This is a genomic window from Lysobacter sp. Hz25, from assembly GCF_046097045.1.
In the GTDB taxonomy this organism is placed as follows: domain Bacteria; phylum Pseudomonadota; class Gammaproteobacteria; order Xanthomonadales; family Xanthomonadaceae; genus Lysobacter; species Lysobacter antibioticus_B.
Window position 1 is genome coordinate 1,310,737 of sequence record NZ_CP175666.1, and the last position, 25,111, is coordinate 1,335,847.

Annotated in this window: 25 protein-coding genes, 1 other RNA gene and 1 riboswitch; of the genes, 15 read left to right on the plus strand and 11 right to left on the minus strand. The window is 69.3% G+C overall.

The genetic code is table 11. The features are described 5' to 3' along the window. Positions 1–3: 3 nt before the first annotated feature. Positions 4–840 carry a glycosyltransferase gene (locus ACKN61_RS05460; RefSeq protein WP_408953765.1) on the plus strand — a complete coding sequence of 279 codons (837 nt, stop codon included), beginning with the start codon at positions 4–6 and terminating at the stop codon, positions 838–840. A gap of 224 nt (positions 841–1,064) precedes the next feature. Here the strand turns inward: ACKN61_RS05460 and ACKN61_RS05465 are convergent, their stop codons facing one another. After that, a complete protein-coding gene (locus ACKN61_RS05465; protein ID WP_408952645.1) occupies positions 1,065–1,994 on the minus strand; it encodes an MBL fold metallo-hydrolase in 930 nt (309 codons plus the stop codon). Between the two features lie 268 nt (positions 1,995–2,262). On the opposite strand from ACKN61_RS05465, the gene ACKN61_RS05470 reads away from it, so the two are divergent. Then, positions 2,263–3,132 carry a hypothetical protein gene (locus ACKN61_RS05470; RefSeq protein ID WP_408952646.1) on the plus strand — a complete coding sequence of 290 codons (870 nt, stop codon included), beginning with the start codon at positions 2,263–2,265 and terminating at the stop codon, positions 3,130–3,132. A 33-nt stretch (positions 3,133–3,165) separates the two neighbouring features. Here ACKN61_RS05470 and pyrF read toward each other — a convergent pair whose 3' ends face one another. From pyrF to lpxO, 5 genes are all read right to left on the minus strand, one after another. Then, positions 3,166–3,978: an orotidine-5'-phosphate decarboxylase gene (gene pyrF, locus ACKN61_RS05475; RefSeq protein WP_408952647.1), complete on the minus strand. Its 813-nt coding sequence runs from the start codon at positions 3,976–3,978 to the stop codon at positions 3,166–3,168. Between the two features lie 134 nt (positions 3,979–4,112). Beyond that, positions 4,113–4,850 (minus strand): type I methionyl aminopeptidase, encoded by a 738-nt coding sequence (gene map / locus ACKN61_RS05480; RefSeq protein ID WP_057916911.1) that lies wholly within the window; start codon positions 4,848–4,850, stop codon positions 4,113–4,115. 77 nt (positions 4,851–4,927) lie between these two features. After that, on the minus strand, positions 4,928–5,338 hold the full coding sequence (locus ACKN61_RS05485; protein ID WP_408952648.1) for a hypothetical protein: 411 nt from the start codon (positions 5,336–5,338) through the stop codon (positions 4,928–4,930). 229 nt (positions 5,339–5,567) lie between these two features. After that, positions 5,568–7,229, minus strand: coding sequence for an energy-dependent translational throttle protein EttA (ettA, locus tag ACKN61_RS05490; RefSeq protein ID WP_057916913.1), 1,662 nt, complete (start codon positions 7,227–7,229; stop codon positions 5,568–5,570). Between the two features lie 290 nt (positions 7,230–7,519). Then, positions 7,520–8,425, minus strand: a complete 906-nt coding sequence (lpxO, locus tag ACKN61_RS05495) for a lipid A hydroxylase LpxO (protein WP_408953766.1) — start codon at positions 8,423–8,425, stop codon at positions 7,520–7,522. 223 nt (positions 8,426–8,648) lie between these two features. Here lpxO and glyA point away from each other — a divergent pair, with 223 nt between their 5' ends. The 11 genes from glyA to thiL all read left to right on the plus strand — a co-directional run bounded on the left by glyA (position 8,649) and on the right by thiL (position 19,167). Continuing rightward, positions 8,649–9,902 (plus strand): serine hydroxymethyltransferase, encoded by a 1,254-nt coding sequence (glyA, locus tag ACKN61_RS05500; RefSeq protein WP_031371573.1) that lies wholly within the window; start codon positions 8,649–8,651, stop codon positions 9,900–9,902. A gap of 136 nt (positions 9,903–10,038) precedes the next feature. Beyond that, the gene (gene nrdR / locus ACKN61_RS05505) at positions 10,039–10,557 is read left to right on the plus strand and encodes a transcriptional regulator NrdR (protein ID WP_031371574.1); all 519 of its coding nucleotides are present in this window, start codon (positions 10,039–10,041) and stop codon (positions 10,555–10,557) included. Between the two features lie 49 nt (positions 10,558–10,606). Beyond that, the gene (locus ACKN61_RS05510) at positions 10,607–11,815 is read left to right on the plus strand and encodes a hypothetical protein (protein ID WP_408952649.1); all 1,209 of its coding nucleotides are present in this window, start codon (positions 10,607–10,609) and stop codon (positions 11,813–11,815) included. A 16-nt stretch (positions 11,816–11,831) separates the two neighbouring features. Further along, the gene (locus tag ACKN61_RS05515) at positions 11,832–12,698 is read left to right on the plus strand and encodes a hypothetical protein (RefSeq protein ID WP_408952650.1); all 867 of its coding nucleotides are present in this window, start codon (positions 11,832–11,834) and stop codon (positions 12,696–12,698) included. Further along, the gene (gene ribD, locus ACKN61_RS05520) at positions 12,695–13,795 is read left to right on the plus strand and encodes a bifunctional diaminohydroxyphosphoribosylaminopyrimidine deaminase/5-amino-6-(5-phosphoribosylamino)uracil reductase RibD (RefSeq protein WP_408952651.1); all 1,101 of its coding nucleotides are present in this window, start codon (positions 12,695–12,697) and stop codon (positions 13,793–13,795) included. The genes ACKN61_RS05515 and ribD overlap by 4 nt, the downstream gene beginning before the upstream one ends. Before the next feature lie 40 nt (positions 13,796–13,835). After that, a complete protein-coding gene (locus tag ACKN61_RS05525) occupies positions 13,836–14,612 on the plus strand; it encodes a class I SAM-dependent methyltransferase (protein ID WP_408952652.1) in 777 nt (258 codons plus the stop codon). Positions 14,613–14,873: 261 nt separating this feature from the next. Next, a riboswitch (FMN riboswitch) is annotated at positions 14,874–15,042 on the plus strand. Positions 15,043–15,209: 167 nt separating this feature from the next. Continuing rightward, a complete protein-coding gene (locus ACKN61_RS05530; protein ID WP_408952653.1) occupies positions 15,210–15,833 on the plus strand; it encodes a riboflavin synthase in 624 nt (207 codons plus the stop codon). Next, entirely contained in the window at positions 15,830–16,990 is a 1,161-nt protein-coding gene (gene ribB / locus ACKN61_RS05535) for a 3,4-dihydroxy-2-butanone-4-phosphate synthase (protein WP_408952654.1), read from the plus strand. The genes ACKN61_RS05530 and ribB overlap by 4 nt, the downstream gene beginning before the upstream one ends. A gap of 163 nt (positions 16,991–17,153) precedes the next feature. Continuing rightward, complete coding sequence (gene ribH, locus ACKN61_RS05540; RefSeq protein WP_031371581.1) at positions 17,154–17,621, plus strand: 6,7-dimethyl-8-ribityllumazine synthase; 468 nt, start codon at positions 17,154–17,156, stop codon at positions 17,619–17,621. Further along, positions 17,618–18,079 carry a transcription antitermination factor NusB gene (nusB, locus tag ACKN61_RS05545; protein WP_031371582.1) on the plus strand — a complete coding sequence of 154 codons (462 nt, stop codon included), beginning with the start codon at positions 17,618–17,620 and terminating at the stop codon, positions 18,077–18,079. The genes ribH and nusB overlap by 4 nt, the downstream gene beginning before the upstream one ends. Before the next feature lie 65 nt (positions 18,080–18,144). Then, complete coding sequence (gene thiL, locus ACKN61_RS05550; protein WP_408952655.1) at positions 18,145–19,167, plus strand: thiamine-phosphate kinase; 1,023 nt, start codon at positions 18,145–18,147, stop codon at positions 19,165–19,167. 52 nt (positions 19,168–19,219) lie between these two features. Here thiL and ACKN61_RS05555 read toward each other — a convergent pair whose 3' ends face one another. From ACKN61_RS05555 to ACKN61_RS05570, 4 genes are read right to left on the minus strand one after another with little or no spacing between them, the layout of a single operon-like run. Next, positions 19,220–20,605, minus strand: a complete 1,386-nt coding sequence (locus ACKN61_RS05555; protein WP_408952656.1) for an FAD-binding oxidoreductase — start codon at positions 20,603–20,605, stop codon at positions 19,220–19,222. Continuing rightward, on the minus strand, positions 20,602–21,144 hold the full coding sequence (locus ACKN61_RS05560; protein ID WP_408952657.1) for a metal-dependent hydrolase: 543 nt from the start codon (positions 21,142–21,144) through the stop codon (positions 20,602–20,604). The genes ACKN61_RS05555 and ACKN61_RS05560 overlap by 4 nt, the downstream gene beginning before the upstream one ends. Positions 21,145–21,156: 12 nt before the next feature. Then, positions 21,157–21,570, minus strand: a complete 414-nt coding sequence (locus tag ACKN61_RS05565) for a YraN family protein (RefSeq protein WP_408952658.1) — start codon at positions 21,568–21,570, stop codon at positions 21,157–21,159. Further along, positions 21,554–22,909, minus strand: coding sequence for a penicillin-binding protein activator (locus ACKN61_RS05570; RefSeq protein WP_408952659.1), 1,356 nt, complete (start codon positions 22,907–22,909; stop codon positions 21,554–21,556). The genes ACKN61_RS05565 and ACKN61_RS05570 overlap by 17 nt, the downstream gene beginning before the upstream one ends. Before the next feature lie 111 nt (positions 22,910–23,020). Here ACKN61_RS05570 and rsmI point away from each other — a divergent pair, with 111 nt between their 5' ends. Next, positions 23,021–23,848, plus strand: coding sequence for a 16S rRNA (cytidine(1402)-2'-O)-methyltransferase (rsmI, locus tag ACKN61_RS05575; RefSeq protein ID WP_408952660.1), 828 nt, complete (start codon positions 23,021–23,023; stop codon positions 23,846–23,848). Here rsmI and ACKN61_RS05580 read toward each other — a convergent pair. Then, the gene (locus ACKN61_RS05580; RefSeq protein ID WP_408952661.1) at positions 23,845–24,198 is read right to left on the minus strand and encodes a hypothetical protein; all 354 of its coding nucleotides are present in this window, start codon (positions 24,196–24,198) and stop codon (positions 23,845–23,847) included. The two genes, rsmI and ACKN61_RS05580, sit on opposite strands and share 4 nt — an antisense overlap. A gap of 93 nt (positions 24,199–24,291) precedes the next feature. Here ACKN61_RS05580 and rnpB point away from each other — a divergent pair. Beyond that, positions 24,292–24,651: RNase P RNA component class A (rnpB, locus tag ACKN61_RS05585), an RNA gene on the plus strand. The last annotated feature ends 460 nt before the right edge of the window (positions 24,652–25,111 follow it).

Sequence of the window (25,111 nt, forward strand, 5' to 3'; positions counted from 1 at the left end):
GCGATCGTGGTCACTTACCGCAGCGCGGCGACGATCGACGAATGCCTGAGCCGGCTGCGCAACAGTCTCGGCGTCCAGGCGATCCGCGTCGTCGACAACCAGTCCGACGACGGCACCCTCGACATCGTCCAGCGCCACGCCTCGGCCGACCCGCGCCTGCGCTTCATCGCCAACCCGGACAACCCCGGCTTTTCGGTCGGTTGCAACCAGGGCGCGGCCGACCTGGAGCCGTCGGCGGACGAGGACGACTGGCTGGTGTTCGTCAATCCCGACTGCATGGTCGAACGCGACACCCTGCTGCAACTGCAGGCCCTGGCGGCGTCGCTCGGCGAGGCCCTGGTCAGCGCCGACCTGATCAACGAACAGGGCGAGCGCGATGTCGCCGTGCGCCGCCGCGACCCCGATTTCGGCGCGATGCTGGCCGGCCTGCTGCGTCCGTGGGCGGCGCCGAAGATGGCGGTCGCGCCCGACGATGCGCAGCCTTTGCAGCAGGTCGAGGCGACCTCGGGCGCACTGATGCTGATGCCCAGGCAACTGTTCGCGCGCATCGGCGGCTTCGACGAAGGCTATCGCCTGCATGCCGAAGACCTCGACCTGTGCCGGCGCGTGCGCGAAGCCGGTGCGATCGTGGCGGTGGCCAATCGCGTTCGCGTCGTGCACGTGCGCGGCGTGTCGAGCCGTTCGCGGCCGTTCTTCGTCGAGTGGCACAAGCATCGCGGTCTGTGGCGCTATTTTCGCAAGTTCGAGGCCTCGCGCCGCAGCGCGCTGGTGCGTGCCGGCGTGTTCGCGGCGATCTGGGGGCGTTTCCCGATTGCGGCCTTGCGGGCGTGGTGGCGTTGAGCCGCAGCGCCGAGCCTCGTCGTCGCCTACGTTCTGCTTAGCCTTCGCGCGCGTGCTGAAGAGGAATGGGGGCGAGGGGCCGTGTCTGCGAGCCACTGGCTCGCACGGCTGCGAACGCTATGCGTCCGGGCCGGGAGCGCAATATTCACTGTCTGCGATGCAACCGCGCCCTCATCCGCACTGCGCACCTTCTTCGACAAGCGGGAGAAGGGAAGGCTGCACCCTCACAGCTCCATCAAATCGCGCCCGATCACCAAACGCCCGGCGAAATGCGGCGCGACGGCTGCGCGCCAGACTTCGTCGGTGAGCGAGGCATCGCCGCCCGGCACGAAGTGGCTCAACACCAGGGTTGTCACCCCGGCTTCGGTTGCGAGGCGGCCTACCTGTTCGGTGATGGTGTGGCTGTCGAGCAGATGCTGGCGCAGGCGCCCGGCCTGGGCTTCGCTGGCGATCAGGCGTTCCAGTGCGGGCAGGTACATGACCTCGTGCACCAGCACGTCGGCGCCGCGTGCCAGCTCGACCAGGGCCGGCGACGGCCGGGTATCGCCGGAGAAGATGATCGAGCGGTCCGGGCAGTCGAAGCGGTAGGCGAAGGCCGGCGCCATCGGCGGGTGATCGACCAGGGCCGCGGTCACTTTGACCCGCTCGTCGCGCATCACCACGCCGCCGCGGCGCAGTTCGTGCGGACGGATCAGCGGCGCCAGCGGCGGGCGGCCTTCGTCGGCGATGCGGGTGCGGATGTCTTCGGCGTTGAGCTGCAGGAAGCGCCGGGTCATGCGCGCGAGCGGCGGCGGGCCCCAGGTGCCGACCGGCCGGCGCAGGTCGGCGGCCCACGCCAGCAACAACAGATTGCCGTAGTCGGCGTTGTGGTCGGAATGGTGATGGGTGAGGAAGACCTCGCGGATCGCGCCGAGTGTTAGCCCGGCCAGGGCCATCTGGCGGGCGACGCCGTTGCCGCAGTCGACGATGTAGACCGCGTCGTCGACGACCACCGCCTGCGCTGGCGCTGCGCGTAGCGCCTTCGGGGTGGGGCCGCCGGCGGTGCCGAGCAGGATCAGGCGCGAGCGCCCCGGCGCGCCGGCAGGCGGCGCGAGCGGCTGATCGGGTGCGGTAAGGGCGGCGTGCAGGCTCGGCGCGACAAGCGCGGCGTGCAAGTTCGGCGCGACAAACGCGCCGAGACCCAAGGCGCCGGCTGCGGCAAGAAAGCGTCTGCGGGAGAGGGTGTCGATGGCGGCCATGGCGACAGCCTAATGCCTGCGGCCCGGGTCCGATCACATCGGCCGGGACGTATCTGGAGCGGCGCTCGCTAGCGGCCTGTGCCGCCAGTCGGAAAATGCGGCGCCGCGCCGCTGCGGGCTCGAACCCGGCCGTATAGTCGGTCGGGCGACCACAGGGGGTCGGTCAATCGACAGGGAGTCGGTGATGTCTATCTTCAGCAGATGGTTCGGCACTAAGCCAGACGTTTCGGAACATGCGGCGCCGATGGACCTGGTGACCTTCGCCGAGCGCTATGCCGCGGCGGTGCGCGCGGCTTGGCCCGAGGCCCGGGTCGAGATCGGGCACGGCGCGGCGACCGCCGATACCCGGGTCGACTGGAGCCTGCCGGACGGCTTCAAGGCCACCCACTTCCTCGGCAACAGTTATCTGCGTTACCTCGGCGCGCCGCAGGAGCTCGAAGCGATCTTCGCCGAGCAACTGGCGGGCGCGCGCGCGATCCAACGCGATTTCGTCAGCGCGCCCGAGGCCGCGAATGCGGTGATCCTGCCGGTGCTGAAGACGCGCGGCTGGCACGAGACCGCGCTGCAACAGGCGCGCTCGTTCGGCACCGAGTCGATGCTGCCCTTCATCGTCGAGCCCTTGGCCGGCGATCTGGTTCTGACCTATGTCGAGGACACGCCGGATTCGATGAGTTTTCTTTCGCCGTCGGAGGCCGAGCGGCGCGGTTTCGACCGCGAGACCTTGTACACCCAGGCGCTCGACAACCTGACCCGTTTCCTGCCGGAACTCGACGTGCAGGGCGGCGGCGGGCGTTATGTCGCCCGACTCGATCGCAACTACGACGCCAGCATGGTGCTGCTGTTCGATCACTGGCGCGACCGCATCGAGATCAAGGGCGATCCGGTGTTCGCGATCGCCGCGCGCGACGAGCTGATGCTGTGCGGCAGCGAGGACGACGACAGCGTCGCCTCGTTGCGCGACATCGCCGACGAGATCGCGCTGTCGTCGAGCTACAACCTGTCGCGCGCCTTGTTCATCCACCGCGACGGCGGCCTGCAAGTGTTCGCCAGCTAAGCTCGGTGGCGTAGACGCAGGTTCGGCGGCGGCTCAGCGGTAGCGGTTGATTTCGTCGCGCAGGGATTTCGCCGCCGCGGCCGAGGCGGCGGCATAGTCGTCGCCGTTGGAGGCGTAGAGGATCGCGCGCGAGCTGCTGACCATCAGGCCGGTGCCGTCTGCGGTCTTGGCGTTGCTCACCACCGCCTCGACGTCGCCGCCTTGCGCGCCGACGCCGGGCACCAGGAACGGCACCTCGCCGACGATCGCGCGTACTTCGCGCAGCTGCGACGGCCAGGTTGCGCCGACCACGAGCGCGCAATTGCCGTGGCCGTTCCATTCGCGCGCGACCTTCTCGGCGACGTGCTGGTAGAGCGGGCGGCCGGCGACCTCGAGGTCCTGCAGGTCGCCGGCGCCGGGATTGGAGGTGCGGCACAGCACGACCACGCCGCGGTCGGCGCGGTCGAGGAAGGGCTGGACCGAATCGCGGCCGAGGTAGGGGTTGGCGGTGACCGCATCGGCGCCGTAGCGGTCGAAGGCTTCGGTGACGTAGTGCTGGGCGGTGCTGCCGATGTCGCCGCGCTTGCTGTCGAGGATTACCGGGATGCCGGGATGGTTCGCGTGCGCGTAGGCGACCAGGCGGGCGAGCGCGTCTTCGGCGCCCAGCGCGGCGAAATGCGCGATCTGCGGCTTGAACGCGCAGGCGTATTCGGCGGTGGCGTCGATGATGTCGCGGTTGAAGGCGAAGACTGCATCGGCATCGCCGGCGAAACGCGCCGGAAACTTCGCCGGCTCGGGGTCGAGACCGACGCAGACGAGAGTGCCGGCCTGTTGCCAGCGTTGACGCAATGCCTGCATGAAGCTCATCGATGCCCTTCCTCGTGGTGATGCCGTGCTTGCTGCAAACGCGGCTGTTTCGTTTCTATGTCGGCGCCGGGATTAGCGTCCCGACGCCGCTGTACGCTTATCGATTCCCGATTCCCGATTCCCGATTCCCGGCCTCAAGTCACGATGATCGGCGCGCCGTGGGTGACCACGACGGTGTGTTCGAACTGCGCGGCATAACCGCGGCGGCAACGCATCGCCCAGCCGTCGTCGCCTTCGTCGACCTGGGTGCAGTGGGTGGCCAGGAAGGGTTCGATCGTGATCACCATGCCGTCGTGCAGCCGGCGGGTATCGCGCGGGTCGTAGTAGCCGGGAATGCTGCCGGGCGCCTCGTGCAGCGAACGGCCCACGCCGTGGCTGCCGAGGTTGCGGATTACCCGGAAACCGCGCCGTGCGGCGATGCCTTCGACGGTGCGGCCGATGCTGTTGATCAGGTTGCCGGCGCGCAACTGCGCGATCGCCGCGTCGCGGGCCTCGCGCGTGGCATCGAGCAGGCGCTGTTGCGCTTCGCTGGCGGTACCGACCACGAAGCTGCCGCCGGTGTCGGCGAAGTAGCCGTCGAGCTCGGCCGAAACGTCGATGTTGACCAGGTCGCCGTCGCGCAGCACGCTGCCGTCGGGAATGCCGTGGGCGGCGACCGCGTTGATGCTGATGCAGGTCGCGCCGGGGAAATCGTAGGTCAGCGCAGGCGCCGAGCGCGCGCCGGCCGCGCGCATCATCTGCGCGCCGATCGCATCGAGGTCGCGCGACACCGCGCCGGCCACCGCGGCTTCGCGCATGGTCGCCAGAATGCCCGACACCAGCGCGCCCGCGCGGCGCAGCCCTTCGAGTTCGTAAGCTTGTTCGACGGTCATGATGCGCTCCTCGGTCGGTGGGGGAGGCAGGGCGGCGGCGATCGGTCGGTGCGCATCGTTCGGATCGGGCCTCGGCCTCAGGCCAGCGCGCGGACCAGCATCGCCATCGCCGCGCTGGCGACGGTGGTGATCGAGGCGATGATCGCACTGTCCTTGAGGCTGGTGTGCAAAGCCAGCATGAAGGCGGCGACGAACGAGCCCGACAACATGACGAGGATCGCGATCGCAGCGAGACCTTCGAACTGGGTGATGCCGGTGGACAGGCCGAAACTGAGCAGGCCGAAGATCGCCAGCAGCGGCAGCGCTGCGGCCCAGATCACCGCTTTAGCCGCCTCGCCCCAACATGTTTCCAGGCCGACGGCCTTGTCGGCCGCGACCCGCACCACCGCGGTGGTGACCAGGAACCAGGTCGCGAATTTCATCGCCGCCTCGGGCGCGAAGGCGAGAAAGGCGATGAAGCACAGCAGTGGAAGCAGGACGGCGGGCATGTGCGGACCGGTGGGCGTTGTGGCGATGACGGGCGCGGCCCGGGTTCGCGTCGGGCGATAGGTGGGCAAGGTCGGGTCGTTCCTGCGAACGCCGGCCCCGACCCGATCTCGATCTGCATTGCGCGGGTTTTGCCGCGCAGGCTCGGGACGGGCGAAAACGACGGACGCCCCGTCGTCGGGATCGATGCGGCGAAGCCGCCCGCGCGCTGAGCGCGGGCGGCCCGGAGCCTTACTTCAGCGCCTTGAAGCGCAGGCGGTGCGGACGTGCGCCTTCTTCGCCGAGGCGACGCTTCTTGTCGTCCTCGTATTCGCGGTAATTGCCCTGGAAGAACTCCACGTGCGAATCGCCTTCGAAGGCGAGGATGTGGGTGGCGATGCGGTCGAGGAACCAACGGTCGTGCGAGATGACCACCGCGCAACCCGGGAACTCCAGCAAGGCGTCTTCGAGCGCGCGCAGGGTTTCCACGTCGAGGTCGTTGGACGGTTCGTCGAGCAGCAGCACGTTGCCGCCCTGCAGCAGGGTCTTGGCCAGGTGCAGACGGCCGCGTTCGCCGCCCGACAGCGCGCCGACCATCTTCTGCTGGTCCTGGCCCTTGAAGTTGAAGCGGCCGATGTAGGCGCGCGACTGGATCTCCACGCCGTTGATGTTGAGGATGTCGGCGCCGCCGGAGACTTCCTGGAAGACGTTATGGTTGCCTTCGAGCTTGTCGCGGCTCTGGTCGACGTAGGCGATCTTGGTGCTCGGGCCCTTGACGATCTCGCCGGTGTCCGGGGTTTCCTGGCCGGTGATCATTTTGAACAGGGTCGACTTGCCGGCGCCGTTGGGGCCGATGATGCCGACGATCGCGCCCGGCGGAATGATGAAGCTCAGGTCGTCGATGAGCAGGCGGTCGCCGAACGACTTGGAGACGTTCTTGAACTCGATCACCGAATTGCCCAGGCGCTCGCCCGGCGGGATGAAGATTTCGTTGGTCTCGTTGCGGCGCTGGTACTCGACCGAGTTGAGTTCTTCGAAGCGGGCCAGACGGGCCTTGCCCTTGCTGCGGCCGCCCTTGGCGTTGCTGCGCACCCACTCGAGTTCCTTGGCCAGCGCCTTCTGGCGCGCCTTCTCGGTGTTTTCTTCCTGCTTCAGGCGCTCGGACTTCTGCTCCAGCCACGCGGTGTAGTTGCCCTTCCACGGAATGCCGCGGCCGCGGTCGAGTTCGAGAATCCACTCGGCGGCGTTTTCGAGGAAGTAGCGATCGTGGGTCACCGCCACCACGGTGCCGGTGTAGCGCGCCAGGAACTGCTCCAGCCATTCGACCGATTCGGCGTCGAGGTGGTTGGTCGGTTCGTCGAGCAGCAGCATGTCGGGCTTCTGCAGCAGCAGCTGGCACAGCGCGACGCGGCGCTTCTCGCCGCCCGACAGCTTGCCGATGATCGCGTCCCACGGCGGCAGGCGCAGCGCGTCGGCGGCGACTTCCAACTGGTGTTCGAGCGTGTGCGCGTCGCCGGAGGCGAGGATCGCTTCCAGGCGCTGCTGCTCGGCGGCGAGCTTGTCGAAGTCGGCGCCTTCTTCGGCGTAGGCCTCGTAGATCTTGTCGAGCGCGGCCTGCGCGCTGAGCACGTCGCCGACGCCCACTTCGACCGCTTCGCGCACGGTCTGGGTCGGATCGAGCTGCGGTTCCTGGGCCAGGTAACCGACCTTGATGCCGGTGGCCGGGCGCGCTTCGCCGCTGAAATCGGTATCGACGCCGGCCATGATCTTCAGCACCGTCGACTTGCCCGCGCCGTTGAGGCCGAGCAGACCGATCTTGGCGCCGGGGAAGAACGACAGCGAGATGTCCTTGATGATCTGACGCTTCGGCGGCACGGTCTTGCTGACGCCGTTCATGGTGTAGATGTATTGCATGCGGGCTCCGAAGCATGGACGCGCCGAGCCGGGCCGAGGGATGGCCTGGGGCGGGGCGGGAAACCGCGATTATCCCGCAGGCGCTGGCTGCGTTCCAGCGCGAGGGCCGGCGGGATAGAGCGGGTGTAGCGGGACGGGGAGCCGCCGAGAGCCCGCTGACGAGGCCCGGAAAGGGCCGCTGGGGCTGTACGGCGGCCGGATAGGCGCCTCAGACGGCCGGCGCCTCGTTGCGGACAGGGCTGGAGAGATCGAAAGCCTTGCCGTGCCTGGGTTCAGCTTCGCCGACGGGGTTACAGCCAGACGATCAGCGCGATGACGCCGGCGACCAGGGCGTACTTGAGCGCGTAATACGTGCCTTTGCTGCGCGCCCGCAAGGCCTTGGTCTTCAGGCGCAGGGCATAGAAATACTTGAACAGGCGGTTGATGCCGCCGGTCTTGTCGCCTTCCATGTTCGGCGATGCGCCCGCGGCGATCAGGTTCTTGGCGATGAACCGGTTCAGGCCGCGCGCCCAGCCCCAGCGCATCGGCCGTTCGATGTCGCAGAACAGGATGATGCGGTTCTGCTCGGAACCGTTCTGGGCCCAGTGGATATAGGTCTCGTCGAACATGGTCCATTCGCCGTCGCGCCAGCTGTAGCGGGTGCCGTCGACGTCGATGAAACAGGCGTCGTCGTTGGGCGTGTCCAGGCCCAGGTGCAGGCGCAGCGAGCCGGCATAGGGGTCGCGGTGCGGGCGCAGCTCGCCGCCTGGCGGCAGCTCGGTGAACATCGCCGCCTTGACCCCGGGGATCTGCCGCAGCAGCTCGGTGGTGACCGGGCACAGCTCGGCCGCCGAAGGGTGGGCGTCGTCGTACCACTTCAGGTAAAAGCGCTTCCAGCCGCGGCGGAAGAACGAGTTGAAGCCGACGTCGTTGTAGCCGTCGGCGGCCTTGATCTGCTGGATCGCGCGCAGATGCAGGGCTTCGGCGCGAATGTCGCGCCAGCGCGCGCGCAGCGGTTCGAGCTCGGGGAAATGCTCGTCGGGGCTGAGGAAGGCGGTGGTCGGCACGCGCGAACAGGCGTACATCAGCACGTTGACCGGCGCCATGAAGGTCGAGTGGTCGAGCAATTGGCGGCCAAGACGGTGGCGTACGCGGCCGCGCAGGTGCACGTATACCGCGCTGGCGAGGAACAGGAAAACGAAGACCCATTTCACGATCGGGACATCCAGAAGCAAGGCAGGGGAGGCGACGAAGCGCGCAGGCTGTATTGTCCGTCGGCGCCGGGGCCGGCGGCAGCCCCGCTTTGGCGGTTGGCCGCCATACGCCCCTAGGCTAACATTTCAAGTCTTACGTCAAGCCCGCCCGCGGATCCACACGGCCCGGCCTGATGCGAGGTTCCCCCTCCCTCCCGTCCGTACTCTCCCCTCCCGAGGCCGCGTAATGTTCCCGAGCCACACCCGTATTGCCGGATTTGACGATGAACTCGCCCAGGCCATCGCCGCCGAGGTCCGTCGCCAGGAAGACCATGTCGAGCTGATCGCCTCGGAAAACTACGCCAGCCCGCGCGTCCTCGAAGCCCAGGGCAGCGTCCTGACCAACAAGTACGCCGAGGGCTATCCGGGCAAGCGCTATTACGGCGGTTGCGAATTCGTCGACATCGCCGAACAGCTGGCGATCGACCGCGTCAAGGAACTGTTCGGCGCCGACTACGCCAACGTCCAGCCGCATTCGGGCTCGCAGGCCAACCAGGCCGTGTATTTCGCCCTGCTCAACCCGGGCGACACCATCCTCGGCATGAGCCTGGCCCACGGCGGCCACCTCACCCACGGCGCCAAGGTCAACGCCAGCGGCAAGCTGTTCAACGCCGTGCAGTACGGCGTCAACGACCAGGGCCTGATCGATTACGACGAAGTCGAGCGCCTGGCGGTCGAGCACAAGCCGAAGATGGTCGTGGCCGGCTTCAGCGCCTACTCGCAGGTCGTCGACTGGGCGCGCTTCCGCGCCATCGCCGACAAGATCGGCGCCATCCTGTTCGTCGACATGGCCCACGTCGCCGGCCTGATCGCCGCGGGCGTCTACCCGAGCCCGGTGCCGCACGCCCACGTCGTCACCTCGACCACCCACAAGACCCTGCGCGGCCCGCGCGGCGGCATCATCGTCGCCAAGGACCCGTCCGAGGACCTGGTCAAGAAGCTGCAGAGCATCGTCTTCCCGGGCATCCAGGGCGGTCCGCTGATGCACGTGATCGCGGCCAAGGCGGTCGCCTTCAAGGAAGCGCTGGAGCCGGAATTCAAGGAATACCAGGCGCAGGTGGTCAAGAACGCCCAGGCCATGGCCAAGACCATCACCGCGCGCGGCTACAAGATCGTCTCCGGCGGCACCCAGAACCACCTGATGCTGGTCGACATGATCGGCAAGGGCATCACCGGCAAGGACGCGGAAGCCGCGCTCGGCCTGGCCCACATCACGGTCAACAAGAACGCCGTGCCGAACGACCCGCAGAAGCCCTTCGTGACCTCGGGCCTGCGCATCGGCACCCCGGCGGTCACCACCCGCGGCTACAAGGAAGCCGATTGCGTCGCCCTGGCCGAATGGATCTGCGACGTGCTCGACAACCCGAAGGACGAAAAGGTCATTGCCGGGGTGCGCGAGAACGTGACCAAGCAGTGCGCCCAGTTCCCGGTGTACGGCTGAAGGGCCGGGATTCGGGATTAGGGATTCGGGATTGAAAAACGCGCGCACTGGTGGGCTTGGCACTATGCTGGCCGCCAGCGCACGCGGCTTTTGATCCAACGAATCCCGACTCCCGAATCCCCTATCCCGGCCTCCCATGCATTGCCCCTTCTGCCAGCACCAGGACACCCGCGTCATCGATTCGCGGGTGTCCGACGACGGCGCGACGATCCGCCGCCGTCGCGTCTGCGAGGCTTGCGGGGAGCGTTTCAGCACGATCGAGACGATCGAACTCAAGCTGCCGGTCATCATCAAGGGCGACGGCCGCCGCGAGGCCTTCGACGCGCGCAAGCTGCGCGCCGGTTTCGACCGCGCCCTGCAGAAGCGGCCGGTCTCGGAAGAACAGATCGAATCGGCGGTGCGCGCGGTGGTCCACCAATTGCGCATGACCGCCGAGCGCGAACTCGCCTCGCGCCGGGTCGGCGAGTTCGTCATGGCCGAGCTGCGCAAGCTCGACCACGTCGGCTACGTGCGTTTCGCCTCGGTGTATCGCTCGTTCGAGGACGTCGCCGATTTCCGCGAAGAGCTCGACCGGCTCGAACGCGATATCCCGGGCGAGGGGCAACTGCCCTTGCTCGGCGAGGATGAGCCGCGTCCGGACAAGAAGAGGCGCTGAGCGCATCGGCCGACGCGGGCCACTGTTACGCGGCGAAGGGAGTTCGCGCATGATGAAGGCATACCGATCCGCACTGCCGAGGCTCGCCTTGTTGATGCTGGCCCTGCAGCCGTGCTGGGCCTTGGCGACCGATCCGACCGATCCGATCGAGGAGCGGCAGCGCGCGGCGCTGGCCGGCCACTATTACCTGGAAGGCGCCGACGACGCCGGTTCGGAGCTGGTGCTCGCACCCGACGGTCGTTTCCAATGGAGCCTCAGCTACGGCTTGATGGCCGAGTCGGCCAGCGGCCAGTGGAACGTCGGCGGCAACGGCATCGTGTTGACCGTGCAAGCGCCGCCGGGCGACCAGTCTGTGTTCTCGCTCGACGAGGTCGTCGCCTGGACGCCGGACGCGCAAAAGCGCCTGGACGAGTTCGCGGTAGAACGGCAAGACGCTTTGATCGAGGAAGCCTGCGGTTACTTGAAGACCTACCGGTCCGGTTCGGAATATGCCGAGTTGCTTGCGGCCAGCTTGCCCGAGGCCGATCCGGCCGATCGCGCAGGCCGCAGCGCCGCCGAAGCCTCGCTGGCGCCGGCGCTGGCGGCGCTCGAACAATCGCGGCTGGCGCTGGAAGCGACGGCTGCGCAGACGAAGCCGAAAGCCTGGCAAGCGCGGCCGCCGGGCAATGCGGCCTCGGCCGCGGCGGCTGCGGCGGGCGCTGAAGAAGACGGCGCAGAGCAAGACGGTGCGCTTGAAGACGGCGTGCTCGAAGACGGTCAGGTGGCGGCGGATATCGCGGTGCGCACCTATCTGCAGCGGCTGGAGCAAGTCGGCGCACTGCACGCGAAGGCGGGCCGCGCCATGCCGAAGCAGCCCGCTCCACGATTCGACCGCGAACGCTGCCTCGACCCGGCGGCCAAGGCCGATGGGCGCGGCGGCTATGCGGTCGTGATCGGCGACCCGCAGCGCGGCTATCGGGCCCAGGGGATCGGCGTCGAGTTCGTGTATTCCGACGGCCGCAGCGAGCGCACCGAAACCAGTCCGGGCGGTTGGGCGCTGGCGGTGCAGCGTCCCGGCGTGCGACTCGTCCAGGCGATCCTGCAACCCGCCGACCGTCCGCGCGAAACCCTGGCGCTGGACGAACGCAAAGGCCGCATTTTCGCGATACGCCTGGACACCGCCGCGGCGATGCCCGCCTCGTTCGAACAACTCATCCTGACCCAGGACGGCGGCGATCTGATCGCGCCCCGAATACCCGGCCGTTATGTACGGCATTGATGGCCAGGAGGGTGCGATGAACGATGAGACCGCCATGCGAGATCGCATCAGGGCCGTGGTGGTGCCGACCGGCGCCGATCGATCCACGCGACGCCGAAGCCCTGCGGTTTACGCCAGCGCGCTCGCCGCTGTCGCGTGCTTCGCGCTTCCGGCGACGTCCGCCGTCGCCGCTTGCGAGCCGGCCGACGCGGCGCTGGCGGGGGCTTATGCCGGTATCGAAGCGAAGACGGCGCCGCGCCTGCAGTTGAACCAGGACGGCAGCTTCCGCATGCGCGAGGTGCCGATGCCCGGCATGGACGTGGCCGGCTGCTGGCAACGCAGCGAGCAGACCGTCGTGCTGATGGAACGCGCGCCCGACAGCGAGAACGGACTCCGGCGCAAGCTGCCGCCGCCGTTGACCGAAACCGATCTGAACGAGGTGCGCGGCGACGGCATCGGCACCCTGCAGCAGGCCGTCGACGCCGGTCTGCTGCCGCCGGGGGCTTGGTGGGCGCATCGGCCGCGTCGGCCCGGCGAAACGGTGCGGCTGAAGGTCTACGAGCCGCGCTACGGTCTGGCGGTGGGCGATGCCAAGGCCCTGCTGCGGCTGGCCGACGGCCGGGTGGTCGAGCAAAGCGCGGTGCAGGGCGCCGATGGCGAGTTCGAGTTCGACGCCTTGCCCGCCGACGCCGTGGTGAAGGCGATCGGCGTACGCTTCCCCGAGCAGCCCGATATGCCACGTTGGCTGACGGTGGACGACCCGACCAAGCTGCTGTACCTGATCGAGTTCGACGCGCAGGCCACCGGCGCGGCCGAAGGCGGCGTCATGACGCTGACCGTGCAGGCCGACCGCAGCCTGATCTCCGATTTCCCCGACGCCACCCACTTCAAGCGCGCACCATGACCCCAGCATTCACCGCCACCGATCACCTCCACATGGCCCGCGCGCTGCGCCTGGCCGAGAAAGGCGCCTATACCACCAAGCCCAACCCCATGGTCGGTTGCGTCATCGCGCATGGCGACGAGGTGGTCGGCGAAGGTTGGCACGAGCGCGCCGGCGAGCCGCATGCGGAAGTGCATGCGCTGCGCGCGGCCGGCGAGCGCGCCCGCGGCGCGACTGCTTACGTGACCTTGGAACCCTGCGCCCATACCGGGCGCACCGGGCCGTGCAGCGAGGCCTTGATCGGCGCCGGTGTCGCCCGTGTGGTCGCGGCGATGCGCGACCCGTTCCCGCAAGTCGACGGCGCCGGTTTCGCGAAACTGCAGGCGGCCGGCATCGAAGTCGCAAGCGGTTTGATGGAAGCGCAGGCGCGTGCGCTCAATCGCGGTTTCCTGTCGCGCATCGAGCGCGGCCGGCCGTGGCTGCGGGTCAAGCTGGCGACCAGCCTGGACGGGCGCAGCGCGCTCGCCAACGGCGAATCCAAGTGGATCAGCGGCGAGGCCTCGCGCTTGGACGTGCAGCATTGGCGTGCGCGTGCCGGTGCGATCGTGACCGGCGCCGGCACCGTGCTCGCCGACGACCCCTCGCTGACCGTGCGCCTCGGCGACGACACCGCTTTCGTCGCGCCGCTGCGGGTGGTGCTCGACCCGGGCCTGGCCACGGTCGCGCGCGGCCGCGTGCGCGAAGGCGATGCGCCGACCCTGTACCTGCATGCGCCCGACGCCAAGCCGCCGCGCGGTTTCGCCGCCCAGCACGCGGCGGTGCCGATGCACGAAGGCCTGATCGATCTGGAAGCGGTGCTCAAGCTGCTCGCCGAACGCGGCGTCAACGAGATCCAGCTCGAAGCCGGCGCGACTCTGGCCGGCGCTTTCCTGGCCGGTGGTTGGGTCGACGAGGTCTTGCTGTACGTCGCTCCTGTGCTCCTCGGCGAAAGCGCGCGTCCCTTGTTCGATGGGCTCGGCATCGAGGCGATGAAGGACAAACTGCGCCTCGACCTGGTCGATGTGCGCCGCATCGGCGGGGACACCCGCGTGCTGTTGCAGCCGCGGCCACCGCAATGAAGCCGGGCGGGGCCGAACCTCATTTCCGGAGCGAGCCACGATGAGCGGCAATGCGTTCAAGGATCATTTCTCCGCGCTCGCCGGCACCTATGCGGCGGCGCGGCCCGAGTATCCCGAGGCCTTGTTCGACCTGATCGCGGCCCAGGTGCCGGCGACGGCGCGGGTCTGGGAAGCCGGTTGCGGCAGCGGCCAGGCGACGCGCGGCCTGGCCGCGCGCTTCGCCCAGGTCCACGCGACCGAGCCGAGCGCGCAACAGATCGAACAACATTGGGCGCACGACGCGTCGCTGCGCGGCAGCGGCAACGTCAGCCTGGCGATCGAACCGGCCGAGCGCACCGACCAGGCCGATGCCAGCGTGCAGCTGGTCGCGGTCGCGCAGGCGTTGCACTGGTTCGAGCGCGAACGCTTCTTCGCCGAATGCGAACGCGTGTTGGCGCCGGGCGGCGTGCTCGCGGCCTGGGGCTACTGCGACTTCCTGGCGCCGGAAGGCATGGTCGGTGCGGTCGCCGACTTCCGCGAGCAGATCGAGGAGTACTGGCCACCCGAGCGGGTCCAGATCGAACAGCGTTATGCCGGCTACGACTGGCCGTTCCCGGCCTTGCCGGCGCCGGCGCTGTGGCTGGAGGCGGAGTGGGGCTTGCGGCGCTTTCTCGGTTATTTGAACAGCATGTCGGCGACGGCGCGCTGCCGCGCGGCCACCCGCGAGGACCCGGTCGCGCGTCACGGGCCGGCGCTGTCGGCGGCCTGGGGCGCTTCGGGCGATATACGGACGCTGCAATGGCCGCTGTTCCTGCATTTGCGCCGCAAGCCGGGCTGAACGCCGGGGCGGGAGCGAGGCGGGGAGGCGTGGCGGGCTGCCGAGGCCGGCGCGGTCTGGCGGATGCCGCGGGCAGGGCCGGAAATCCGAGCGTTTCTTACGAGTATGCCTGAAGCCCATGTCGCCCAGGTCCGGTCAGGCCCGGCATGGCCGCAGCGCCATGGGCGGAACACTGCATCCGCAGCCGACCGCGGCGGACAACCGGCCCGGCGCGACCCGGGTGCTAAACTGCGCCCGCCGGTTCGCCGGCGCTTCATTACGTAACGTCTTCAGGGCGGGGCGAAACTCCCCACCGGCGGTAGGCGCGGTCACGCGCGAGCCCGCGAGCGCCTTCGGGCCGCGGTTCCGATTCGGGACCCGGTGCGCAGGGTCAGCAGATCCGGTCCGATGCCGGAGCCGACGGTCACAGTCCGGATGAAAGAAGACGGCTACGCGCGACTCCTCTCGCAAGAGCAGGGGGACCGAACCCGCGGCGGTGCCGCGGGTCGTGCGTTGGCCCATGCCTTGAGGCGTTTTTCGCTCACCATCATGCGGGAAACGTTTCATGACCCATTTCCATCGCGACACCGCAGCGGCGCTCCGCCAGGAGATCCGCTGATGTTCACCGGCATCATCGAAGGCGTCGGCTCGCTCGCCGCCAGCCAAGACCTCGGTGGCGACGTGCGCCTGCGCATCGCCACCGGCACGCTCGATTTCAGCGCGCCCAAGCTCGGCGAGAGCATCGCCGTCAACGGCGTCTGCCTGACCGTGATCTCGTTCGACGAAAACTCGTTCGAGGCCGATGCCTCCACCGAGACCTTGTCGCTGACTACTCTCGGCGCGCTCAAACACGGCGCCATCGTCAACCTCGAGCGGGCGATGCGCCCGACCGACCGCCTCGGCGGGCACATGGTCAGCGGCCACGTCGACGGCGTCGGCGCGGTGCTGAGCGTGCACGAAGACGCGCGCGCCCAGCGCTGGCGTTTCCGCGCGCCGGCATCGCTGCTGCGCTACATCGCCAAGAAGGGTTCGATCTGCGTCGACGGCGTCAGCCTGACCGTCAACGAAGTCGACGACGAAGGCTTCGAGGTCGCGCTGATCCCGCACACCGTCGAGCACACCGCGTTCGCGCAGACCGCGGTCGGCGATGCGGTCAACCTGGAAATCGACCTGGTCGCGCGTTACGTCGAGCGCCTGCTCGGCGCCCGCGTCGATACCTCTGCCGCAGGAGCCGCTGCATGAATTTCGCGACCGTCCCCGAATTGCTCGAGGAAATCCGCGCCGGCCGCATGGTCGTCATCGTCGACGACGAAGACCGCGAGAACGAAGGCGACCTGATCATGGCCGCCGAACTGGTGCGCCCGGCCGACATCAACTTCATGGTCACGCATGCGCGCGGCCTGGTCTGTCTGTCGCTGATGCGCGAGCGCTGCCTGCAACTCGGCCTCGGGCCGATGGTGCGCGACAACACCTCCTCGCACCACACCAACTTCACCGTCAGCATCGAGGCCGCCGAGGGCGTGACCACCGGCATCTCGGCCTACGACCGCGCCCACACCGTGCGCACCGCGGTGCGCCCGGACGCCAAGCCCTCCGACCTGGCCCAGCCCGGCCACATCTTCCCGCTGATGTCGCAGCCCGGCGGCGTGCTCAGCCGCGCCGGCCACACCGAGGCGGCGAGCGATCTGGCCCTGCTCGCGGGCCTGGAACCGGCCGGCGTGCTGGTCGAGGTGCTCAACGCCGACGGCAGCATGGCGCGTCGCCCGCAGTTGGAGGCGTTCGCCGCCGAGCACGGGCTCAAGATCGGTTCGATCGAAGAGTTGATTCGCTATCGCCTCGCCACCGAGCACACGGTCGAGCGCGTCGATGCGCGCACCATCGAGACCGAGCACGGGCCGTTCCGCCTGCTGAGCTATCGCGACCGCCTGACCCATGCCTTGCACTTCGCCTTGCAGCGCGGCGAGCCCGATGCGAGCGTGCCGACCCTGGTGCGCGTGCACATCCAGAACCCGCTCGCCGATGCGCTGCATTGGCGCCGGCCGGACTTCGGTCCGGCGGTCGGCGACGTGCTGGCGGCGATCGCGCGCGAGGGCAGCGGCGCGCTGGTGGTGCTGGCCGATCACGCCGAGGCCGACAGCCTGCTGGCGCGGGTGCGCGAGGCGGCACCCGAAGCCGCGCACGATGGCGCCGGCGGTGACGAGGCGGCCCACACCGTCGTGCCGGTGCCGACCCGCGGCCATGCATTGGCCGAGTGGCGCCGTAACGGCGCCGGCGGGCAGATCCTGGCCGACCTCGGCCTGGGCAAGCTGCGTGTGCTCGGCACCCCGCGCCGGCAGATCGGCCTGGCCGGCTTCGGCCTGGAAGTCGTCGAGTACGTCGACATCGCCAAGCTGGGCTGAGGGCTTCAGGCCTGGGGCCGGCGGCCGCTCACGGCGGCCGGCCCATCGCAGGCGTGGATTCCGTGCCGCGCCGGCCCGAGGCAACGGACTTCAGCGTTGCGCGCTCCGGCACCGGCGGCCCCCAGCCGTTAAACTACCCCTTTCGTCCAGCCGATTCCCCCTCATGCCCCATTACGAAGGCGACCTGCGCAGCCCCGAGGGCGCGCGCTACGCCATCATCGCCAGCCGCTGGAACCCGCGCATCACCGACACCCTGGTCGCCGGCGCCCGCAAGACCTTCGCCGAGCACGGCGTCGCCGAGGACGCCATCGACGTGGTCCGCGTCCCCGGCGCCTGGGAATTGCCGGTGGTCGCCGCCCGCTTGGCCGTCGCCGGCCGGCACGCCGCCGTGGTCGCGCTCGGCTGCGTCGTGCGCGGCGATACCCGACACTACGAACAAGTCGCCGACGGTTGTTCCGACGGCCTGATGCGCGTGTCGCTCGACTACGGCCTGCCGATCGCCAACGGCGTGCTGGCGGTCGAACGTCACGAGGATGCCGAGGCCCGCGCCGGCGGCAATCACGGCAACAAGGGCGAGGAAGCGGCGCTGGCCGCCCTCGAAATGAGCCATCTGCTGGGGCAATTGCCATGAACCGCCGTCGTCAGGATGGAATAGATCCGGTCGCGCGTTCGCGCGCCCGCCGCCGCGCCTTGCAGGCCGTGTACGCCTGGCAGCTCTCGGGTTCCCGGGTCAACGACGTGATCGGCCAGTTCGCCCACGAACAGGCCCACGAAGTCGCCGACCTCGATTATTTCGAAGACCTGGTGCGCGGCGTCGACAAGCATCAGGAGGAGTTGGACGTCGCCCTGGCGCCGTTCCTCGACCGCGATGTCGAACAGGTCGACCCGATCGAGCGCGCCGCGCTGCGCATCGCCGCTTACGAGCTGCGCCATCGTCTCGACGTGCCGTACCGCGTGGTGATCAACGAGGCGATCGAAACGGTCAAGCGCTTCGGCGCCGAGCACGGCCACACCTACGTCAACGGCGTACTCGACCATGCCGCCGCCGACTGGCGCGCGACCGAGTTCGGGGCGTCGAAGAAGCGCTGATTCCGCCCCATCCGGGCGTCGCCCAGGCGACGCCCGCGCCCGGACGAGAGCGCGATGAGACCGCGATGAGCGCAGCCGAGTTCGACCTGATCGCCCGCATCCGCGCCCGCATCGGCGCCGGCCCGGCGCCGCGCGACGATGTGGTGCTGGGCATCGGCGACGATGCCGCGCTGCTGCAACCGCCCGTCGGCCAACAACTGGTCGTCGCCACCGATACTCTCAACCGCGGCGTGCATTTCGCCGACGATGCGGCGCCGGCCGACATCGGCTGGAAGTCGCTGGCGGTGAATCTGTCCGACCTCGCCGCGATGGGCGCGAGCCCGGCCTGGTGCACCTTGTCGCTGTCCTTGCCGGCCGAACCGGGCTTCGCCACGGAGGCCTTCGTCGATGGCTTCCTCGACGGTTTCCTCGAACTCGCGGCCCGACATCGTGTCGTCCTGGTCGGTGGCGACACCACCCGCGGCCCCTTGTCGGTGTGCGTGACCGTGATCGGTTTCGTCGAGCCCGGCGCGGCCTTGCGCCGCGATGGCGCGCAGGCCGGCGATGAGGTCTGGGTCACCGGCACGCTCGGCGATGCCGCCGCGGCGCTGGCCTTGGCCGGCATCGCGCCGTATTGCGACACGGCGCTGCGGCATTGCGCCGGCGACCCCGCCACCGACAATCAGCGCCTGTACGAGCGCCTGCAGCGGCCGACGCCGCGGGTGAGCGCGGGCCGTGCCTTGCGCGGCCTGGCCCATGCCGGCATCGATATTTCCGATGGCTTGTTGGCCGATCTGGGGCATGTTTGCGACGCATCGGGACTCGGCGCGCGCATCGACGCCGGCGCACTGCCGACCTCGCCCGCGCTCGCCGCCGCTTGCGAGGGGCCGGCGCGTTGGGGCCTGCAGCTCGGCGGCGGCGACGACTACGAGCTGTGCTTCACCGCGATGGCGGCGCAACGCGCCGCGATCGTGCAGGCCTTGGCCGAGGCGAACACGCCGGCGCAGGTGATCGGCGTCATCGAAGCCGAACCGGGCCTGCGCGTGCGCACGCCCGACGGCTCGGCCTGGCAGCCGAACCGACGCGGCTACCAGCATTTCGATGCCTGATCGGCCCGCGATGCGCCGTGCAGGCGCGATCGAAGCTCGGTTCTCGCGAAACTCAGGCCTCCGGCAGCAGCTTGCCCGGGTTGAGGATGCCGTCGGGATCGAACACCTGCTTCAACTGACGCATCAGCGCCAACGTGGCCGCATCGACGGCCTGCGGCATGAACTCGCGTTTGGCCAGGCCGATGCCGTGCTCGCCGGACAAGGTGCCGCCGAGCGCTAGGGCGAGCGCGAACACCCGCGACATCGCCGCATGGGCGCGTTCGCTTTGCGCATCGTCGGCCGGGTCGTAGAGCAGGTTGACGTGCAGATTGCCGTTGCCGGCATGGCCGAAGCAGACGATCGGCAGATCGAACTCGCGTGCCAGCGCCTGCACGCCGTCGACCAACTCGGGGATGCGCGACACCGGCACGACCACGTCTTCGTTGATCTTGCCCGGCGCCAACGTGCGCAGCGACGGCGACAGCGCCTTGCGCGCGGCCCAGAGTTTTTCGCGCGCGGCTTCGTCGCTGGCGTCGTCGAGCGAGATCAGGCCCTCGCCCTGCGCGGTGCGTTTCAAGGCCGCGATGGAATGCGGCAGGGTCTGCGCGTCGCCGTCGGCCTCGATCATCAGCAAGGCGCCGGCCTGTGCGGGCAGATCGGCGCCGCCGACGTCGCGCGCCAGCTGCACCGCACGCGCGTCCATGAATTCGAGCATCGACGGAGTGACCGGTTGCGCCATCAGCCGCGCCACCGCTTGCGCCGCCGCCGAGACGTCGCGATAGATCGCACGCAAGGCCGCGCGCGCCGGCGCCGCGGGTGTCAGACGCAGGCTCGCCTCGACGATCAAGGCCAGGGTGCCTTCGCTGCCGACCAGCAGGCGATGCAGGTCGTAGCCGGTGGAGCCCTTGGTGGTCGCAGTGCCGCAGACGATCAGTTCGCCGGCGCCGGTCACCGCGGTCACTGCGAGCACGTTGTCGCGGCTGGCGCCGTACTTCACCGCGCGCGGGCCGCCGGCGTTGCAGGCCAGGTTGCCGCCGACCGTGCTGAAGGCGGCGCTGGTCGGGTCCGGCGGCCAGAACAGGCCGTGCGACTTCAGCGCGGTCTGCAGGTCGCCGTTGAGCACGCCGGGCTCGACGATCGCGCAACGGTCGCCCGGGCGGATCTCGAGGATGCGGTTCATGCGTTCGAACGAAACCACCACGCCGCCGGCGACCGGCACCGAGGCCCCGGTGGTGTTGGTGCCGCGCCCGCGTGCGATCACCGGCACGCGATGGCGCCGGCAGGCGCGCACCAGCGCGAGCACCTGTTCGCGCGTGCGCGGCAGCGCCACCGCATCGGGCATCGCGTGGCGGCGCGAGTTGTCGTAGGCGTAAGCGAGGCGTTCGCCGGGATCGGTCAACCAGGCTTCGCCGAGCAGGCCCGACAACTCGCGTTGCAGTTCGTCGGGCAGGGCGGTCATTGCGCGCGTTCCGAACGCGGCAGCCACTGCCGCATCGTCGCGCCGAGCAGGCCGACCGCGAGCGCGGGCAGGGCGATCCAGCGCGCTTCCGACCACAGCACTTCCAGGCCGCGCGCGCTGAAGAAGCGCGCGCCGATCGGCGAGACCTCGATCGGCCGCCACGGCGCGAAGATGCGCTGGTCCGACCACGGCCAGTACAGGGCGACGCCGAGGCCGCCGTCGGTCAGCGCATCCAACAACGGATGCGAGACGGTGCAGACGAACAACCACGCGGCCGCGGTCCACGGCGGCGCACGCAACCAACGCGCGGCGAGCGCACCGAACGCGGCGATCAGCATGGCGAACGCGAACGAATGACTGGCGCCGCGATGGCCGAAGTCGTCGGCATAGGCGATACCGAGCTTGAATGCGACCACGTCGGCGTCCGGCAACATCGCCGCGAGCGCGCCGGCGACCAGCAGGCGGCGGTCGATCACCCGCGACCCGAGCGCCCAACCCAGGGCGAGCGGTACCACGGCATGGGTCATCACGGTCGGCATCGGGCAGTCGTCTCAGAGATCGTCGGCGCGGAAGGCGTCGCGCAACCAGTTCAGGCGCGGCGCGGCGGGATCGCCGTCGGCCTCGACCACGTCGAAGCGGCAGGCGCCGTCGGCGAGGCGGGGATGGGCGGCGAGGAAACTCTGCGCCGCGAGCACCAGCTTGCGGCGCTTGCGTGCGTCGACCGAGGCCGCGCCGCCGCCGTAGCGGTCGTCGCGGCGGTAACGCACTTCGACGAACACCAGCACGGCGCCGTCGAGCATCACCAGGTCGAGTTCGCCGAAACGGTAGTTGGCGTTCGCCGCGACTTCGCGCAGGCCGGCGGCGAGCAGATGCGCACGCGCGGCGGCTTCGACCGCGGCGCCGCGCGCGCGCCGGTCCGACGCCGGCGGCGTCGGGCCTGGGTCGCGATCAGCGGCGCGAGGCATCCGCCAGCGGCACCGCGACGCCGCTGCTGAAGGTCGACCACGCCGGCGTGCGCAGCACGGTGCCGAAGCCATCGATGCGCAGCACGCCGGTGGCGCCGGAAACAAAAGCGTCCGAACGGGTGGCGAGGCGTTCGAGGTAGGCCGACAGCAACCAGGCGTCGTAACCGAAAGCGAACAGGCGTGCGCCGGGACCGCGCGCGGTCGGCAGGGTCGCGGCGGCGCCGACGGCGGGCGGCAGGCCGCGCACGCCGCCGCTGGTCCAGGACTCGGAAGGGAAGGCGATGCCGTCGAGGACGCGGTCCTGATCCGGCTTGCCGGTGCCCGACAGCAACTGCGAGGTCGCCACGCGCGGCTTGTCGGCCAGGCCGACCAGGGCGAGCTTCGGAATCAGGGTGCGTGCGGCGCTGCCCTTGGTCGCCAGGAACACGGCGTCGACGCCGCCTTCCTTGGCCACGAACGGCGCCAGGTCGGCGGTGCCTTCGCCGACGGTATCGGTGACCTGGGCGCCGCGTGCGGCCAGGCGTTCCTTAAGGGCGGCGATCGCGCGGCGCTGGCCTTCGTCGCCGCCGCCGATGGCGAGCACGCGCACGACTTTGCGTTCGAGCAGGTAGTCGGCCGCGGCGATGCCTTCGTCCTCGGGCGTCAGCGAGAAGCTGACGTTGCCGCTGGGCGGAGCGACGTTGCCGCGGTTGAGCGCGAGCACCGGCACCGGCAGGGCGGTCTTGCCGAACAGGGCGCTGACTTCGTCGCGGCCGAGCGGGCCGATCACGAAGTCGTGGCCCGCAGCGGCGGCCTTGTCGTAGGCGGCCAGAGTGCCGCCGGCGGTGCCGGAGGTGTCGTAGAAGACGATTTCGGGGCGACGACGGCTTTCGCCGTAATAGCCGGCGAGCAGGCCGTCGCGCACCGGCGCCGAAGCGGTCGCGAGCGCACCGGTCAGCGGCAGCAACACCGCGAGCTTGACCGGCGGGCGGTAACCGTCGCTTTCGGCCGGCGGACGCTGCCCGGCGCCGCTGAAGCTCCAGTTCGAGGTCTGGTCGAACGGGCGCGGCAACGGCAGGCCGCGCTGCATCAGCAGGCGACCGAGGTAGTTGTAGAGCGGATCGCCGACCGGCACGGCATCGGCTTCGCGCGCCAGGGCGGCGTTGTCGAGTTGCGATAGCAGGCGTTCGATCTGTTGTTCGTTCTCGGTTCGCGCCGCGCCGCTGAGGCTGGCGTTATTGCGGGCGAGGTGGGCCGCCTGGGCGATCAGCGGATTGGCCGCGTTGATCGCCGCGACCGGACGGGTTTCGACCGTGGCGCAGCCGCCGAGCAGGGCGGTTGCGGCCAGGAGGCTGAACATCCATGTCATCGCGGGCCGGTTTTTCTTTTGATTCATCGGCTTGCATCCGCCGTCCAGCGGCGTTCCTGTGGGACCGGTTAGGATTCTACCCGCCCTTACCGTAACCGTACGATGCAGACCTCCGGCACCCTTCATATTGTGGCAACCCCGATCGGCAACCTCGGCGATCTGTCGCCGCGTGCGCTCGACACCTTGCGCACGGTCGCGGCGATCTGCGCCGAGGACACGCGCCACACCCGTCAGTTGTTGGCGCATTTCGGCCTGGAACGGCCGTTATTGGCGCTGCATCAGCACAACGAGGAACAGCAGGCGGCGCAGTTGGTGGCGCGCTTGCAGGCCGGCGATTCGCTGGCCCTGGTGTCCGATGCAGGCACCCCACTGGTCAGCGATCCAGGCTTCCGCTTGGTGCGCGCGGCGCGCGCGGCCGGCATCCGCGTCTCGCCGGTGCCCGGCGCCTGCGCCGCCATCGCCGCGCTCAGCGTCGCCGGCCTGGCCTCGGATCGGTTCAGTTTCGAGGGGTTCCTGCCGGCCAAGGGTGCGGCCCGGCGCGAACGCCTGACCCGGCTCGCCGCCGAACCGCAGACTTTGTTGTTCTACGAATCCTCGCATCGCATCGAGGAAACGCTCGACGACATGGTCAATGTGTTCGGCTTCGAGCGGCCGGCGGTGCTGGCGCGCGAGCTGACCAAGTTGTTCGAGACCGTGCTCGACGGCTCGCTCGGCGAACTGGCCGCGCGGGTCAAGGCCGACCCGAACCAGCGCAAGGGCGAGTTCGTGGTGATGGTCGAGGGCGCCGGCGACGATGCCGACGCCAAGGTGGTCGAAGGTTTGCGCCTGTACGCCAAACTGAAAGAGCACCTGCCGCCGTCGACCGCGGCGAAGCTGGCGGCGGAACTCAGCGGGGCGCCGCGCAAGGCCTTGTACGGCAGCGGCGACTAAGGCGCCGCTGTGTCTGGCGACGCCGCGCGCTGACGTTCGAGCGCGGCGACCAGCGCGGCCATCAGCTCGGCGCCGGCCAGCACCTGGAAGTTCCAGATGTCTTCCGAGACGAAGATCGGCTGGCCGTTGAGCTGCAGGACGCGTTCGCCGCCGTCGATGCCGCAGCTGCGCTCCAGTTCGGTCTCGGTTTCACGAATCGAGCGATAGGCCGGCCAGAAGGCCGAGCGCAGTTCGCTTTCGCTCCACGAGGGCAGGCGCTCGGCCAAGTCCTGAGCGCCGACCAGCCCATGTCGGCGCAGCATGCCCAATGGGTACAGCGGGTAATGATCTTCGGGGTCGTCGTTTGGCATGAGCTTGGCCGATCCTTGCCGTGGATGAGATCGTTTCCGTCGATTCAGGCGCGCGCCGGCGATTCGGCTCGGCGCGTGCGACAATGCCGGCGCGGAGTCGGCCAGGCAGTCGCGTCATCGGATCGCAAGATCCGGTGCCGAGGAAAGTCCGGGCTCCACAGGGCACGGTGCCAGGTAACGCCTGGGCGGCGCAAGCCGACGGAAAGTGCAACAGAGAGTAGACCGCCGAACGGCCCGCAAGGGTGCGTGGTAAGGGTGAAACGGTGCGGTAAGAGCGCACCGCGAGTCTGGCAACAGACCGGCACGGCAAACCCCACCGGGAGCAAAACCAAATAGGGAGACTATGTCGCGGCCCGCGATGTCTCCGGGTAGGTTGCTTGAGCGTAACGGCGACGTTGCGCCTAGAGGAATGACTGTCCACGACAGAACCCGGCTTATCGGCCGGCTTCGCGCTTCTTGGCTACGCCAAGAAGCCCCAAAATTTGCGTTGCAAATTTCGGGCCCCGCTATGTGCGTCCAAATCCCCGCCCCTTCGGGGCGGCGTTCTTCGGGCTGCGCCCTGTGAACCCCAAAGTTTGCTGCGCAAACTTCGGGCCCCGCTATGTGCACCCAAATCCCCGCCCCGTTGGGGCGCCCCCTTTACTAAAGGGGGCTCTCGACATCGGGGCTTTGAATGGGGCTGGTTGCTTTGTGCGGCTATTGCAGCCGCAACGATCACTGCGGCTAGGTTCCCTCTCCCGCTGGCGGGAGAGGGCTGGGGTGGGGGCGGGCGCTCTTGGGGTGTCCCTGGCGCTTCCGAGTTCCGGCCCCTTCAGCGTCCGATGCGGGCGGGTGGGGCGCTCGAGCGCGGTCGGGATTTGGTTTGGGCGCCACGCCGATCCGCGGCGCTGGCCGGGTGCCGGATCGCGGCAGT